We start from the raw sequence: 16,546 nt of genomic DNA, 5'->3' as shown, positions 1-16,546 counted from the left end.
CGCTTTAGAAAAGATTTTTTTAACCATTAGTGATTCCACTGGCGAAATCTTTCTGAGTAGTCCAATATCATAACTCTATAATTTTAATATCTTAGGTGATTATGGATTTGTCTTTGGAGTACAAAACTGCCGTTAAGCGGGGCTTCGCAGTGCTATTTTGGGGCTTAATCATCAGTGCCGCTTTGGCCTGGGTAGTTAATGAGCGTAACTCCGCTGAAATCAATAAGTCACTTCAAACTGCTTCAGAACAAATTAGTTATCAAGTATTGAGCCGTATCACTCTTTATCAATATGGCCTTCGCGGTGCTCGTGGAATGATTGTTACCGCTGGCGAAAATGAAGTATCTCGTGAGGCATTTGTTCGCTACAGTGCAACGCGAGAGGTTGATAAGGAGTTTCCCGGCGCGCGTGGGTTTGGTTTTATTCGTATCGTTTCCCCTGAGCAGCAAGCGTCTTTTATTACCCAAGCTCAACAAGATAGTTGGCCTAATTTTGCTATTCGTCAGCTTGCTCCCCACGATAATGACCGTTATGTGATTCAATATATTGAACCGGTTGAACGTAATATTGCTGCTGTTGGTCTTGATATTGGCTCAGAGCTGCAACGCCGAGAGGCAGCCGATGCCGCAATGCTATCTGGTGAAGTGCGTTTGTCTGGGCCAATTACCTTAGTGCAGGCAACGGGCAAATCGTTGCAATCTTTTTTAATTTTGATGCCAATATACCGAACTACAGCCACCCCTTTAACACCAGAAACTCGCAAAATGGAGGCATATGGTTGGAGCTATGCGCCTTTGGTGACCGATGAGGTATTGAGCGGATTAGATTTACACCAGCAAACAGCTCAGCTAACCCTGACGGATGTGACTTTACAAGATAACCCCATTACTTTTTATGAAACTGAGGCAACAGAAGCGGCTGCTGTTACCCACTATCAATATACGGTGAACAAGAATGTTTTTGGCCGTACATGGCAGTTTAAGATCCGCGCCTATCCTGAATTTATCAATAACTTACACCTTAATCATGCCAGTGTTGTATTTATTTATAGTGTGCTTGTCAGTATTTTATTGGCGGGATTGGTTGTGCTTTGGTCTGTTGGCTTACAACGTAAACAACAAGTGTTAACTGAACAGGCAAGGTTAGCTAATATGCTAGCGCATTCGCTTGATGGCATTATTAGTTATGACCTTGATGGCTATATTACCAGTTGGAATCGAGGCGCTGAATTACTGTTTGGCTACAACGAGTCCGAGGTGTATGGGTCACTTAGTACCGAGCTGATTGTACCGCCTGAAAAAGCTGAACTTGAAAAATGTTGGTTTGCGAAAGTGTTAGCTGGAGAGGTTATTTTAAATCAAGTTTCATCTCATCAATGCCAAGATGGTAAAACTTTAGCAACATCTATGACCGCTATGACGATAGTGGATGAAAATGGTGACATTATAGGCGTTAGTCAAACCATTCGCGATGTTACGGCGCAGCAAGATGCAGAGCTGCGGATTTTAAAGTTAAATGAAAGCTTGGAATTTAAGGTTGCCAACAGAACGAAAGAGCTGCAACAAGCTGCATCTGAAAATAGAGCCCTGCTTAAATCAATTAATGATCAACTACTTTCTGTAGTCACTGATATTAATGGTGTTATTTTAGAGGTCAACGACTACTTTTGTCGAATGAGTGGCTATTCTCGCGAGCAGATCATAGGGAAAAACCATTCAATATTACGCTCTGGTGAACATGATGCCGTATTTTGGCAAGGCATGTGGGCACAGATTAATGCGGGGCAATCCTGGCACGGTGAAATTTGTAATTTAGACCAACAAGGTAGCAGACATTGGTTTGATACCATTATTGGCTCAGTAGCCGATGACAATGGCAATATCGAACGCTTTATTGCACTCAGCACCGATATTACTGAGCGTAAAATTGCCCGGATTGAGAAAAACCAATTGGGTTCGTTGTTGACCAGCGTGTTGTATGCCGCTTCAGAAATGTCAATTATTGCCACAGATGAACAGGGTATTATTAGCATATTTAATCGTGGCGCAGAAAATTTATTAGGCTATGACGCTAAATCGATTGTTGGGTTATCTAGCCCTGCTTTTTTACACCTCCCTGAGGAAGTTGAAGCACGCTCAATTGAATTATCACAACACTATGGTTTTGCCATTGAAGGCTTTGATACTTTTGTTTACAAAGCAAGAACAGAAGGGCCAGAGACGCGTAATTGGACTTATGTAAAAAAAGATGGCTCCCATTGCCAAATTTCTTTGTCTGTTACCGCGATGCGTGACAGTGATGGTCAGTTACTCGGTTATTTGGGTATCGGGGTTGATGTTACCCAGTCGCTGCTGCAACAAGAGGCCTTGATCTCTGCAAGTAACCATCTGAGTAAGGCTTCCGAGGTGGCTAAGCTAGGCATTTGGACTCTCAACCTCCTAGACAATAGTTTGCATTGGAATGACCGTATGCTTTCGATTTACGGTTATCCATTGAATATGCGAGAGCAGGGGATAACCTACCAACATTGGCTTAATCGAGTTCACCCTGATGATTTGAAGATGGTAGAGCAAAAGCTGATGGGTGCGATAGCGGGTACTGAAGTATATGACCCAGTATTTAGAATCATCAAGGTTGATGGTGAAATTCGTTATATTCAAGCGGCTGCCGAGATTGAAAAAGACAAGCATGAAAATGTTGTTAGAGTGATTGGTATTAATATTGATATTACCGAACAACGTGAAATAGAAGAAACGCTTCGCACAGCCAAAGAACAAGCTGATGCAGCTAATGCTGCAAAGTCGGTATTTTTAGCCAATATGAGTCACGAAATTCGTACTCCAATGAATGCGGTGCTGGGCATGTTGCAGCTAATGGAGCATACCGCTATGTCCACTCAGCAAGAGGATTATATTGCTAAGACGCAAACTGCGGCTAAATCTCTGTTGGGTTTATTAAATGACATTTTGGACTTTTCTAAAATTGAAGCCGGTAAGTTACAACTTGACCCGCAGCCCTGCGAAATAGAAATGTTAATGCGCGACCTTGCTGTAGTGTTGTCGGCCAATTTGGGTAATCGAGATGTTGAAATCATGTTCAATCTTGATCCCGCGATACCAACTTGGTTACTTATCGATAAGTTAAGACTGCAGCAAGTGTTAATTAATTTAGCTGGCAATGCACTGAAGTTTACCAAGCAGGGACAAGTATTGATTGGGATTGAATGCCTTGAATCAACAGCCAATACCAACAAGCTGCGTTTTTCTGTTACAGATACAGGTATTGGGATTAGTGAAGAGCAAATAGGTCGTATTTTTAATGGTTTTGAACAAGCTGAATCTTCTACCACTAGACGCTTTGGTGGCACTGGGTTAGGGCTGGCAATCAGTAAGCGCTTGGTTGAATTGATGGGGGCTGAGTTATTAGTCACCAGCCAAGTTGATGAGGGAAGCTGTTTCTGGTTTGATGTGACTTTCCCCGAAATACCTATTTCCAATGAGTTAACGCCTCAAAGGTCTATTGATATTCAGGGATGTCGAATTTTAGTGGTGGATGACAATCATACCACTACGGACATTTTACAAAGTATCTTTGTTAATTTTGGCTGCGTAGTCGAGTGTGCTCATAGCGGTGCTGAAGCGATAACTAAATGCAAACAGGCAAATAATGCTCGACTGCCGTTTGATGTTGTTTTAATGGATTGGAATATGCCTGAACTTAATGGCATAAATGCCGCGAGGTTATTACGGGCGTCGGTGCAAGGCCAGCAAGGTATTGCGCCGGCGGTAATAATGTTGACGGCTTACCGTGAAGAGGCTTTCCGTCAAGATTATAAAGAGTCAAGTGCGCCATTTGTGCACTTTTTAACTAAGCCTGTAACGTCTAAGCTTTTGGCTGAGTCCATTAGCCAAGTGATCCGCGGTGAGCTGATGGCTTTACCGGTACCGTTAAAAATGAACAAGCAAAAGCGCTTGTCTGGATTAACCATTTTAGTGGTAGAAGATAATCAATTAAATAGGCAAGTGGCCGATGAACTACTTACCCTAGAAGGCGCTAAGGTGGTATTGGCCGAAGGTGGTATTAAGGGCGTGTCTTTGGTTACCCAAGCAAAACAGGCATTCGATATCGTTATTATGGATATGCAGATGCCAGATATAGATGGCCTGGAGGCAACTCGACGCATTCGACAAGATGCCCGTTTTGATCTGTTGCCTATTCTTGCTATGACGGCTAATGCCTCCCCTTCAGACAGAGTCAATTGTATCAATGCCGGCATGAATGATCACATAGGTAAACCTATCGATATGCAGAAGTTAGTGCCGAGTATTTTGGCCCTCGTAGGGCGTGAATTTACCTCAGTTGCAATCGATAATACTGTAGGCAAGGAAGAGACATCTGTAGTGCTTGAGCCTAAAGTTCCTGCTGAGGGCGAGCATTTATTAGATAGTCTTGAACAAATACTGAGCCGATTTGGAGACAATGAAGTTTTTTTCAAAAAAATGGCCAAAGGATTTGAGGTTGAAATAGATAAACAGTTATTACTGTTTACAGCTGCGATTGGGCAAGCCGATCCATTAATTAGCGCCGCAGTTAGCCATGGAATTAAGGGCGTTGCCAGTAATTTTGGCGCAAAAACCTTAGCTGATTTTGCGGCTTATTTAGAACAGCAGTTTAAACACGGTAACCCTCAAGTGCGACAAGTTGAACGCTGGACGGAGAAGTTAACTTTATTAGCTCAACTCAGCGTTAAGCAGCTGTCTGAGTATATATCTGAGACGCCATCAAATGAAGCACCAGCAGTTGACCCACAAGTGCAAGGTTTACCTGAAGATGTTGAACTTATTAACAATAAAATCATGTTGTTGAAGCAATATTTACAACAAAACAACCTGGATGCTATTTACCTAGTGGACGACATGGCCGCTTCATTGTCTTATCATAGGTGTTGGACCGAGTTATATTCCCAAGTTCAAGCGCTTGATTTTGAAAATGCTTTGGCATTACTCGCGGTTATCGAGACGGAGGTAGGTTAATGTTAGATTCTGAAGTACTGAGTTTGGCTGACGATAATAAAGGTAAGATCTTGATTGTTGATGATCAGCCGTTAAATATCAAAATATTGCATCAGCTATTTCATCAAGAGTTTGATGTCTATATGGCTACTGGTGGTAAACAGGCCATTGAGGTGTGCCAAAAAGTTAAGCCTGACGTGATATTGTTAGATATTGAAATGCCCGGAATGTCAGGGCTGCAGGTCTGTGAAGAGATAAAAAACAATCCCATAACCGCCAATGCTGCAGTGGTTTTTGTGACAGCGCACTTTGATGAAGAGTTAGAAGTTAAAGGGTTTCAATTAGGTGCTGTTGATTTTATTCATAAACCAATAAACAGCATTATTACCACCACAAGAGTTAAAAACCAATTTTTACTCAAGCGCCAATCTGATATTTTACGAGCGATCGCCCTGCTCGATAGCTTAACTGGATTAGCTAATCGCCGTCAATTTGAACGGAGCTTACCTGAATCGTGGCGCCATTGTATTCGTCACAATAAGCATTTGTCATTGGTCATGCTGGATGTCGACTTTTTCAAACGCTACAACGACACCTATGGCCATCAAGAAGGTGATAATTGTCTTCGCGCAGTCGCACAAGCTATTTATGGCATAGCACTTCGTCCCTATGATCTGGTCGCCCGATACGGTGGTGAAGAGTTTGTTTGTATTCTACCTGACACTGACAGTGAAGGTGCAGTCTCTATTGCTCAGAAGATGGTACAGGCAGTGCAGGCATTAGCTATTGAGCATACTGACTCTAGTATTTCATCTACTGTGACTATTAGTGCGGGCGTTGCCACCATTTTGCCGACGCTAGACGAGACATGGGAACAGGTACTCAAAGAGGCTGATATGCAGCTATATCAGGCGAAAGAGTCAGGGCGTAATCAGGTTAAAGGGATAACGTTGTAACTGACATTATCATCGCGACTAGACGAACCTTTCTCGATAAGTTTACCTTGTGTCTTCTTCGACACCTTGTTCCTATCAACGGCTTTTATTTCACCTCGCTCATTTAAGGTGGGCGTCTTTGATATCGATACATTTATTAAATCAGCAAGCAAGCTCTAAAGTCAGACTTGTAAGCCGTTTGCTAAAGAAATAACAGCGCGATTAAATACATTAAGTCAGTCGGTGAAAAGGTGTAATGTTTATTATGCTGTGTGACGTTATCTAGGTACAGCTCGTTACATTGATGTTGTAAAAGCTAAAAATGTGAAGCTAATAGGGGGTTGTTAGACCTTAGTCTAGCAGCTAGAGCCTTGACCTCGCACGGTAAGTCGTTGACACTTCTAAGCTACAATAATGCCTCTCCCTACTGGACAAATATTATGCTTATATTTTTCATATGTATTGCGTTGTTGGTCCTAGCTTATAAATTTTACAGCCCATTTGTAGAACGACAAGCTGGAATCGACCCCACCGCAAAAACGCCGCAAGCTCGATTTAATGATGGTGTGGACTATGTTGAAGTTCACCCTGTAAAAGCTTACTTAATTCAATTTTTAAACGTTGCAGGCGTAGGACCAATATTCGGTCCTATTCTTGGCGCTTTATATGGCCCCGTAGCTTTAGTATGGATTGTCATCGGTAATATCTTAGGTGGCGCGGTACATGACTATTTTTCGGGTGTATTGAGTATTAAAGAGGATGGTAAAAGTTTACCTGAAATTGCAGGTCACTATTTTAATATATTCTTTAAAGGTTTAATGCTGGTCTTTACTGCTATGTTACTGTTTTTTGTGGGCGTGGTATTTATCATGAGCCCAGCAGGACTATTAAGTAATTTAAGCTATTTTGAAGGCACATTCTTAAGCGGAAATACCTTTTGGGTATTGGTTATTTTAGTTTATTACTTTCTAGCGACCTTATTACCTATTGATAAGATTATCACTAAGTTATATCCGGTATTTGGGCTGTTAATGATTGTGATGACCCTGTCGTTGGCTGTGGCACTATTAATCAATGCACCGCATTTACCTATGGCCGGAGATTTTCTAGCGTATTTTGACCATAGCCATTATAACAATGATTTATTAGAGCCTAATCCTGACGGGTTACCCACATGGCCATTATTATTTGTCACCATTACCTGTGGTGCTATTAGTGGTTTTCACTCGACTCAAGCACCCATTATGGCGCGCTGTTTAACCAATGAAAAATATGTCCGCCCAGTGTATTTTGGCGCCATGATGTCAGAGGGTGTTGTGGCGTGTGTATGGGCTACTGCAGGTATTGCGGCATTCCCAGGTGGTTATGTTGAACTTAAAGAGATTTTGGCTCAGGGCGGCCCTGGGTTAGTGGTTAATCAGGTTGCAACCACTTATTTAGGTGTAGCGGGTGGTATTATGGCGATTATTGCCGTGGCCATTTTCCCTATTACCTCTGGTGATACCGCGTTCCGTTCATTACGTTTAACCATTACCGATGCGTTTAATATTCCACAAAGTATGCGTAACCGTTTACTGCTAGCTGTGCCAATTTTAGTGATTGCTTATTTCATGACTAAGATTGACTTCACATTGATCTGGCGTTATTTCGCCTTCTCAAACATGTTGTTATCAACCAGTGTATTGTGGCTAGCGACTAAGTATTTGTTTGACCGTGGCACGTTCCATTGGATTGTCAGTTTACCAGCGATTATTGGTACCAGTATTACGGTATCTTATATTATGACCGCAGGAATTGGTTTTGGCCTACCGATGGAATTAAGTAAGCCAGTCGGTATTGCGGTTGGTGTGGTGTCATTGATTGCACTTGTACTCGCACATCAAAAGCGTAAAACTGCAGTGGTATAAAAAACAGTTTTTGTTATTAAAAAGACCTTGCGCTTGCAAGGTCTTTTTTTGGGTTAAAAATTGGCTTTAACCCCTAGGTTAACAGTAGTGCCCAGAGATTTAGTATTATAGCCATTGTAAGTATATGCCTGTGAACGGGCTGAGAAATAATCTTCATTTAATAGATTTTCAATACCAAGCGATAATTGCCAGCTGTCAATTTGATAGCTGCTGCTGAGGTTCACTACATTGTAATGTTCAATTGGCCCCTGTGCTCCAACGTACGCACCATTGACCTGTTCAAAGCGTTTACGATCGCCTACATACATATAATTTAAGCCGATGCTGGCCTGCTGAAAAGGCTGCCAGTTAAGGTAAGCGGTAAATTTAGGTGCGGCAATAATGCCGCCATCTAGGTAAACGTCAGCATCGGTATCTTTACCTTCAACCCAGCTGTAGGACATTCCGGAACTTAGGTTGTCGAGTATTTGGTAGTCAAGTTGTGCCTCATATCCCCATATTTTTTGAGGTGCACGCACTGGCATATAAACCCCTGTAACCGGGTCAAATTTGTTACTGGTACCAAGCTCTGATTCACTCTTGTAAGCCGCAACTTCATAGCTTAAATCGTTTAATTGACCAGACAGTCCGATTTCATAATTATCAACAACCGAGGCTTGTGTTTGTACTAGGTTGATATCATTGACGGTAGCGGCTCGTAGTAATCTGCCTAAATCTGAAATATCTGCACCTTGAGAGAAACTAACAAATGGGCTGAATTGAGGAGTTAAGTTATACCTTAACCCCAAATTGTAGGTGGTAGAGTCATAGGTTAAGTCGCCACCTTTTACGTCAAATGGCACAGAACAAGTACTAGGAGTGCTGCATAACTTGAGCGTTTGATAATTATCAACGGCCAAGTCGACACTGTCTTGTCTTACGCCTGCTTTTATAATCCAGTCATCGGCAATAATAAATTTGGTTTGTAAGTAGGCCGCTAAATTATACATGTCCATTTCTGGCACCCAAATACGGCCATCTTCTAGCGGTTGTGAGCTCACATCTTGTAGCGCATCGATACCATAAATGAAGGTTGCTGCAACGTGTTCCCAGTCGGCAGCGGTGGCCAAATTAACGCGCAAGCCTGTTTTTTCAGATTTAATCAGTGATTGTCCACCATCATAACCTTCGCTAGGGTTAGCTAAGCTAGCTGAATAGAAAAACATGTTCTCTATGGTTTGAAGGTATCCATCTAATGTGAGTTGGGTGTTATAAAAAATGTCCTGGTCGACGTATTTCAACATTAAATTGTGATTGCCTCTAGGGCCTTGTGGCACCCCAGGTTTTGCTATGCCTTGAGTGTTATGAATAGCATAGGTTTTTACGCCACTATTAACACTGCCAATTACATCTATTAAATCTGCATCTTGCTGGGCTTCATAATAGTTGTAAGTGAGTTGTACAGACTTATCATCGTCTAGTTGATAAGCGAGTTTAGTGAAAAGGTTATTTGATTGGGTTTCAGACAAACCATAAATTAGGCCAATGACATCGCCTTCGGCATCTCGCTCTAAACCTGTTTTTTCGCTTATTGCACTCAATACATAACTAAAATCATCTAGCGTGCCGTCTATCGAGGTATCAAGCCTTACACCTGCGCTGTCCGCTAACTTTACCGCGCTAAATTTGGTTGAAGCGCTCAGATTAATATTTGCTTTATCAGCGCCCGTACGTTTGGTGATGTAGTTGATAATGCCACCAGAGGCGCCATTACCATAAATTGAGGTAGCCCCTTTAATCACTTCAATACGTTCTATTGCACCTGGGTCGATAGAGCTTATCCCCAGTTGACCATTACGCAGAGGAGTAGATTGCGGGACACCGTCAATCATAACCAATGCGGCGCGACCACGTAGTGTTTGCCCTGAATTACTTGAGGTTCCGGTGCTAGGTGCAAGGCCTGGCACACGAAAGGCGAGTAAGTTTTGTAGCTCACTGGTCACTTGCATATCTTGTGCTAGGGTTTGTTGGTTTATTAACGTCACCGATGATGGGACTTCGTCTATACGCTCAACAGCGCGACTGCCAGTTATGATCATCCGTTCCATTGATTTGTTGCTAGTCTGAGCCTCATCGGCGATAGCGCTGGCTGATGATAAAGACATTAAGCATAATGCCCAGCGTGTTGAAGTTGCTAATTTACTAGGGGTAAATAACATATGTGCACCTATTGTGAATAATTTTGGCAAATGATATTAGTTATCATTTACGTTTTCAGATTATTTTCACAATATTTACATTTGCGAGACATTTATGCTCGATGCTAGGCTTAGCATCAAACGTGTTATCGAGTTAAAAGTGGTCTTTAATTTGGAATCGAAACTCCCAGCTGTTCACATCTTGTCCATTCGTGAACGGCTTGGCAATATCAATGTGGGCAATATTACCGTAACTTGATTTAGATGAATAAATTCGAGCGCCAATACCAATACTGCCTATAGGATCATTTACTTCATTAAATGCATCTGTGCCACCAAATGCCTGACCAACATCGGTAAATAAAGCCCAGCCCAAATCGGCGAGTTGATATAAATTGATATTAGGATAATTTCTTAATTCAGCGGTCAACACCCACTGATTATCACCGTGTTGATAATCATTAGGGTAGCCTCTAATGCCGGTCTCATCCCCTAAGGCGAATGTACGGTCAAGGTAGTTATTTTTTGATGTTGCAACGACTGCTTTGGTGTAAGCGGTCCATTTATCTGTAATGTTATAAAAGTATTCAGACGCTAACGAAACATTATAAAAATCATCCTGGCTGGTGGCTAAATCAGCCTCGCCCTGCAGTTTGATTAAAAATAAATGGTTATCTGACTGCCATCCTCTGCTGCTGAGAATATTTAAGTGATATCCCATATTAGCGTTATCGGCAAGATCATTGGTTTCAAAGCCAAGCTTAGCCGAATGGTGCCAACCTAAATTAAAGTCTTCGTTATTGCCGATAAGGTGAATATTATTAAGAACAGTAAAATCATCCTGTAGGTATTCATAGCCTATCCAGGGGTAGATAAAGTCACGATCAACGGGTAATTCGCTTAGCGGATACGTTTCAAGATTTTCAAACTTATTGCTATCTTGAGTTAAACCAAAAGTCACCCGGCTAAGTTGATCCTGATCACGGGTTAACAACCAACCATAGGTTAGGTTAGCAAACTCGACATTATGTTTAAATTCGTTCACGTCGACACCATTTTGTCTAATGATGTCTGTTCGCTCATCTTGTACCCAAGATGTGCCATACATGTGCTTAGTATCTAATGCATAAAAGGGTTTGTAAAAAGCCAATGCTGTGGCTTGACCATCACTATTATCATAAAAATCTGCGGCAACAATGGCATGTTTGATTGCTTTTACCGGTGCGCTAAAGGCAAATTTATAGCCGGTTCTGTCATCGCTAGCTTGATATTTCACCCGGGTATTAATACCTAAACCGAGTAAGTTATCCTCTTTAATACCAAAAGAGTACTTAGTGCCGCCGCCATTTTTGCTTAAACTCACAGTCGGTAATAAGGACCAGTTATCCCATGTTTCAACCAGCATGGTTTGGTCGGTGGTATTATCGGCGTCTGGCGCCTTTTGGGTAACGGTAATTTTAGCGTCACGAATATAAGATTCAGATCGCAAAAGACGTTGTGCTTCTTCAATATCTTTTTGGCTAATATCATCACCCACTTCAAAACTTAAATTATCTATAATGGTTGAGTCAGTCGTATTGATATGCAGATAGTTAGCCCAGCGATGGATAAAGAATGATTCGGGGTCAGATTCATCAAAGATTGGATTACTTTGAACCACTATTTTACTGACTTTAACGGTGGAATTTGGGGTTTCTTTTTCAGCTAGGGTGGTCGTTTCAGGTGGCGGGGTTAAGGATGTATTATTTGTATTAATATCTGCTGTAAAAGCTGAAAATGGCAAGGTTGCACACGCGATACTCAGTAACACTAAACAGGTTTTTGGCATCGAGATGTCCTTTAATTATTATCTTTAGACTAATTGTTACTAAAATGATCGTTAACATTTTGCTGGTGTTTTGTTTTTGTTGTCAGCATGTTTAATAACACACCTGAATTGGTGTAGAGTCAAGTGTTTACCGTAATTGATTGGTATTGTTTTTGATATTGGTTATTAAAAAAACTAAACAGACAGGATTAGCTATAAATGGGTCGCTAGAATGGTTAATGAGTCAGTAGATAAAATACTATTATGTAGCGAAAAAATAAGCAGGCCGAAAAATAGCAGCCTGCAGTATTTATCTGAGTATGACGACAGCCTATAAAGATCGTCTAGGCGGCACTATCACGTTAGCAAAAATAAGCCCTGCAATAAGCGACATAAAGATTAAAAATATCTGCGAACCCAGGTGTGCCTGATTCAACATTGTTTCACCAGAAATCAACGCATTAAGGCCGATATACGTTTTACTGCCGGGCACCAAAATAACGATGCCTTGCAACAGCGCGATAGAGGCAGGCGCTTTCATCCAACGTGCATACAAATTGGAGTAAATACCTACCGCCAGAGCGCCAACAAAAATACCGATGGATTCGCCTAAATAAATGCCGCCTAACATAGCTGAGAAAAAGGCCACAATACCGGCAAAAACACCCCATGGTGAATCTTTTAGGCGGGCTTTAAATATAATCACCAGTGACATAGAGAGCATGGGTACCGCGGACCAAATGGCCCAACGAGGCAGTGGTTCAGGATCAATGTAAATCGCTTCGCCAAAAATGGCTTTACCGATTGTCATCCCAAGTACGGCGCCAAAATACAGTTTAAACAACTGCATAACGGCATCCATTATGCGTGCCGTGCCTGATATTAAATCGCGCGCCGCTAACTCAGCTAACCCTAAAGTCAGTGCTAAACCGGGGACAAAGATGATGATCCCCGATAAAATAGTCACAGGTAAATTAATGCTGGCATCAAATTGCGCAATACCGCAGGCCAGGATAGCCACAACAACGGCGGCCAAAGGTTCTAGCATTTCGGCAACACGTTTAGAGCGCTCAGCCCAAAACACTAAACTGTATACAATTAGCCCCAGCAGGGCAGACCAAAACACATCATGCCAACCCGTACCCATTAACATGGCAAAAGCACCCGCACTTGAACCAAAGGCTAATAAAGTAAGCTTGTGGCCGTAAGGGTTGGGTTTGTTGGCAATTTCTTCTAAGCGGTCAAGCGCTTCTTGCAATGTGCGTTGGCCAGAACTTAATTCTTCAACTAATTCAAAGGTACGCGCCAGTGAGCCTAAATCTAAATCACCGGGTTTTACGCGGGCAACATGGTTGTATTCTTGTTCAGTATCATGTTGTAAAACAAACGTCATAGACGTGGGAGATATAAGAAAATAACCTTCAATACCAAGGGTGTGAGATACCGTCTGCAAATGGGATTCAAGGCGATAAGCTGGCGTACCAAACTTGTGTAATGCTTTACCTAATTTAATGATAAATCTACGTTTTTCGATAAAGTCTTGATTATCCACTGGCCGTCAGTCACTCTTAATTAATCTTGGGTTAATAATGCAGCGAATAGTAACCGATCCGTCGTTATTAATCGATAAACTATTTGCCTTCAATACCAGCCGTTAAAATTTTAGCTGGTTTTTATCAAGGTGATAGTTTACTCATTTATGGTTATGATAGTGTTACAAAAATAGACAGGAGCAAAAAATGGCTTTATTGGTAACAGGTTTATATGCGAGTTTGACCGGATTATTGGTGCTCGCACTTGCTTATCGCATTGTTAAATTACGACGTTTACATGCTATTGGTATTGGTGATGGCGGTAATAAAGACTTATCGTTAGCAATGCGAGTGCACGGCAATTTATTAGAAAATGCGCCACTGGTATTAATTTTACTTGGGGTGGCAGAAGCAAATGGCATGCCTGTTTATTTACTTCACTGTTTTGGTACCGCTTGGATTGTGGCGCGTTTACTACACGCCATAGGATTAACCCAAGGAAAAGGCGGTTATCATTTTGGCCGTTTCTGGGGAGTATTAACCACTTGGATAATTACCTTAGGTTTAGTGATAGCTAATATTGGTTTCTTTATCGGTTTTTAATAAACCAGCCACTTTTCAAGTTATCAGTAATAACATACAGAAATAAGTGGAAATTTTTCTATTTCCACTTATTTTATAGGGTTTTAAGCTATGGTGAAAACATAAAATTATTTCACCTTTGCTGTTTTTTTAGTCACACTTCCCCCTTGCCAACTGCTATACTCCGCGTCCGCTTCTTTGGCGTATTTTTCCAATTTTAGGTCATACACATGCAAGTTGAGTCTACATTATTTAGTTATCCCAAATTCTGGGCCGAAAGCTTTGGTGCGGCGCCATTTTTACCTATGTCCCGCAAAGAAATGAATAAGCTGGGTTGGGATAGCTGTGACATTATCATTGTGACTGGTGACGCCTACGTCGACCATCCTAGCTTCGGCATGGCCGTTATTGGCCGCATGTTAGAGGCTCAAGGTTATCGGGTGGGGATCATTTCTCAACCCGACTGGTCAAGCAAAGAAGACTTTATGCAGCTGGGTCGACCAAACTTATTTTTTGGTGTCACCGCTGGCAACATGGATTCGATGATCAACCGGTACACTGCTGACCGTAAATTACGTCACGATGATGCTTACACCGCCGGAGATATTGGTGGTAAACGCCCTGATCGCGCCGTGACGGTTTATGCCCAGCGTTGTAAAGAAGCATTTAAAGAAATACCTGTAGTAATAGGCGGTATCGAAGCGAGTTTACGCCGTATTGCTCATTATGATTATTGGTCAGACAAAGTCCGTCGCAGCGTGATTTTTGATGCAAAAGCCGACATTTTGATTTACGGCAATGCCGAGCGTCCTTTGATGGAAGTTGCTCGCCGTATCGCCAGTGGTGAAGCTATTGGCGATATTGATGATGTGCGTGGCACAGCTGTCATGCGCAAAGAAGCTATGCCTGGCTGGCGCGGCATGGATTCACGCAAAATTGATCAACTGCATAAAATTGAACCTATACCCAATCCTTATGGCGCCGATGACGTTGGCTGTGCCAAACTATCTGGGCCAACGGATAACAAAATTTTTGACAACGATGCGCCTAAAGCGATCAGCGTACAACCGCCTAAACCAAAACCTTGGGATAAAACCTACGTACTGCTGCCTGCCTATGACAAAGTCGCAAGTGATAAGTATTTATACGCCCACGCATCACGTATTTTACACCAGGAGCAAAATCCAGGTTGTGCCCGTGCGTTATTCCAGCCACACGATGCTAATCGTGGTGTGTGGGTTAATCCACCGGCTTGGCCGTTAAACACTGACGAAATGGACGCGGTATTTGATTTACCATACCAGCGCATTCCGCACCCTGTGTACGGCAAGGAAAAAATCCCTGCTTATGACATGATTAAAACCTCAATTAATATCATGCGTGGTTGTTTTGGTGGTTGTTCATTCTGTTCGATTACCGAGCATGAAGGGCGAATTATTCAAAGTCGCTCGCAAGAGTCGATCATTAAAGAAATTAAAGATATTCAACAAAAAGTGCCGGGCTTTACCGGGGTTATTTCTGACTTAGGCGGCCCTACCGCCAACATGTATCGCTTAGGTTGTACTAGCGAGAAAGCCGAAAAAACCTGTCGCCGTTTATCCTGTGTTTACCCATCAATATGTGGCCATTTAGGCACAGATCATAAACACACCATCGACTTATATAAAGCGGCGCGTGAAGTGCCGGGTATTAAAAAGGTATTGATTGCATCGGGCGTTCGTTACGATTTAGCGATTGAAAACCCTGATTATATTAGAGAGTTAGCTAAGCACCATGTGGGTGGCTATTTAAAAATTGCCCCAGAACATACCGAAGATGGCCCATTAAGCAAAATGATGAAGCCGGGTATGGGCACCTATGATAAGTTTAAAGAATTGTTCGATAAGTTCTCTAAAGAGGCAGGTAAAGAACAGTTTTTAATCCCTTACTTTATTTCTGCGCATCCAGGCACTACCGATGAAGACATGGTCAACCTGGCGTTATGGCTTAAAGGTCAAAAATTTAAGTTAGACCAGGTGCAAAATTTTTACCCTTCACCTATGGCCAATGCGACCACGATTTATCACACTGAGTTAAACTCACTTAAAAATGTGAAGCACACCAGTGAGATAGTGACAGTACCTAAAAAAGGTCGTCAGCGTAAATTACATAAATTCTTATTACGTTATCATGACCCAGCAGGCTGGCCGATGATCCGTGAAGCCTTGATCGCCATGGGTAAAGAATCGCTTATTGGTAATAGCCCAAGCTGTTTAGTGCCACCGGAAACCCGCAATGAGCAAACAAAACTTAAGTGGGGCCAAAAGCCTGCTAAGTCGTCTGCCAAAGCCGATGGTAAGCAAGATGGCCAAAAGGCCATGACCCGTTTTTCATCAAATCAATTTGATGATCGCAAGGGCGCAGCCAAAGCAGATAAAAAGCCCAAAGCGGCGAATGGACAAGCTAAAGCTGGTGCAAATAAAGCAGGTTCAGGCAAAGCTAATGCTAGTAAATCTAATGCCAGTAAAGCGGGTGGCAAAAGTAATGGTTGGGCAACACCGTCAAAGCATACACGCTAAGATGCACTAACTACATTTGTTATTCTGATAAAAGCC

8 protein-coding genes are annotated in these 16,546 nt (G+C 42.2%); 5 read left to right on the top strand and 3 right to left on the bottom strand.

Annotated elements, in window-relative coordinates; all coding sequences use genetic code 11:
• Positions 1 to 113: 113 nt before the first annotated feature.
• From ACRWP9_RS00525 to ACRWP9_RS00515, 3 genes are all read left to right on the top strand, one after another.
• Positions 114 to 5,033, top strand: coding sequence for a PAS domain S-box protein (locus ACRWP9_RS00525; RefSeq protein ID WP_434927401.1), 4,920 nt, complete (start codon positions 114 to 116; stop codon positions 5,031 to 5,033).
• Positions 5,033 to 5,968, top strand: coding sequence for a diguanylate cyclase domain-containing protein (locus ACRWP9_RS00520; RefSeq protein WP_434927400.1), 936 nt, complete (start codon positions 5,033 to 5,035; stop codon positions 5,966 to 5,968). Before ACRWP9_RS00525 ends, ACRWP9_RS00520 begins: the two co-directional genes overlap by 1 nt.
• A 419-nt stretch (positions 5,969 to 6,387) precedes the next feature.
• Positions 6,388 to 7,854: a carbon starvation CstA family protein gene (locus ACRWP9_RS00515; RefSeq protein ID WP_434927399.1), complete on the top strand. Its 1,467-nt coding sequence runs from the start codon at positions 6,388 to 6,390 to the stop codon at positions 7,852 to 7,854.
• A 53-nt stretch (positions 7,855 to 7,907) separates the two neighbouring features.
• Here the strand turns inward: ACRWP9_RS00515 and ACRWP9_RS00510 are convergent, their stop codons facing one another.
• The 3 genes from ACRWP9_RS00510 to ACRWP9_RS00500 form a co-directional block, all read right to left on the bottom strand.
• Positions 7,908 to 10,052, bottom strand: coding sequence for a TonB-dependent receptor (locus ACRWP9_RS00510; protein ID WP_434927398.1), 2,145 nt, complete (start codon positions 10,050 to 10,052; stop codon positions 7,908 to 7,910).
• 133 nt (positions 10,053 to 10,185) lie between these two features.
• A complete protein-coding gene (locus ACRWP9_RS00505; protein ID WP_434927397.1) occupies positions 10,186 to 11,859 on the bottom strand; it encodes a hypothetical protein in 1,674 nt (557 codons plus the stop codon).
• Between the two features lie 310 nt (positions 11,860 to 12,169).
• On the bottom strand, positions 12,170 to 13,390 hold the full coding sequence (locus tag ACRWP9_RS00500) for a threonine/serine ThrE exporter family protein (protein ID WP_434927396.1): 1,221 nt from the start codon (positions 13,388 to 13,390) through the stop codon (positions 12,170 to 12,172).
• A 187-nt stretch (positions 13,391 to 13,577) separates the two neighbouring features.
• On the opposite strand from ACRWP9_RS00500, the gene ACRWP9_RS00495 reads away from it, so the two are divergent.
• Together ACRWP9_RS00495 and ACRWP9_RS00490 are read left to right on the top strand one after the other, a co-directional pair.
• Positions 13,578 to 13,973 (top strand): MAPEG family protein, encoded by a 396-nt coding sequence (locus tag ACRWP9_RS00495; RefSeq protein ID WP_434927395.1) that lies wholly within the window; start codon positions 13,578 to 13,580, stop codon positions 13,971 to 13,973.
• A gap of 209 nt (positions 13,974 to 14,182) precedes the next feature.
• Positions 14,183 to 16,510, top strand: coding sequence for a YgiQ family radical SAM protein (locus ACRWP9_RS00490; RefSeq protein WP_434927394.1), 2,328 nt, complete (start codon positions 14,183 to 14,185; stop codon positions 16,508 to 16,510).
• Positions 16,511 to 16,546: the final 36 nt, after the last annotated feature.

This window comes from Shewanella sp. HL-SH2 (assembly GCF_051164935.1).
Classification (GTDB): domain Bacteria; phylum Pseudomonadota; class Gammaproteobacteria; order Enterobacterales; family Shewanellaceae; genus Shewanella; species Shewanella glacialimarina.
Note: the sequence above shows the minus strand (reverse complement) of the source record. Positions and strands in the feature narration are given on the sequence as shown.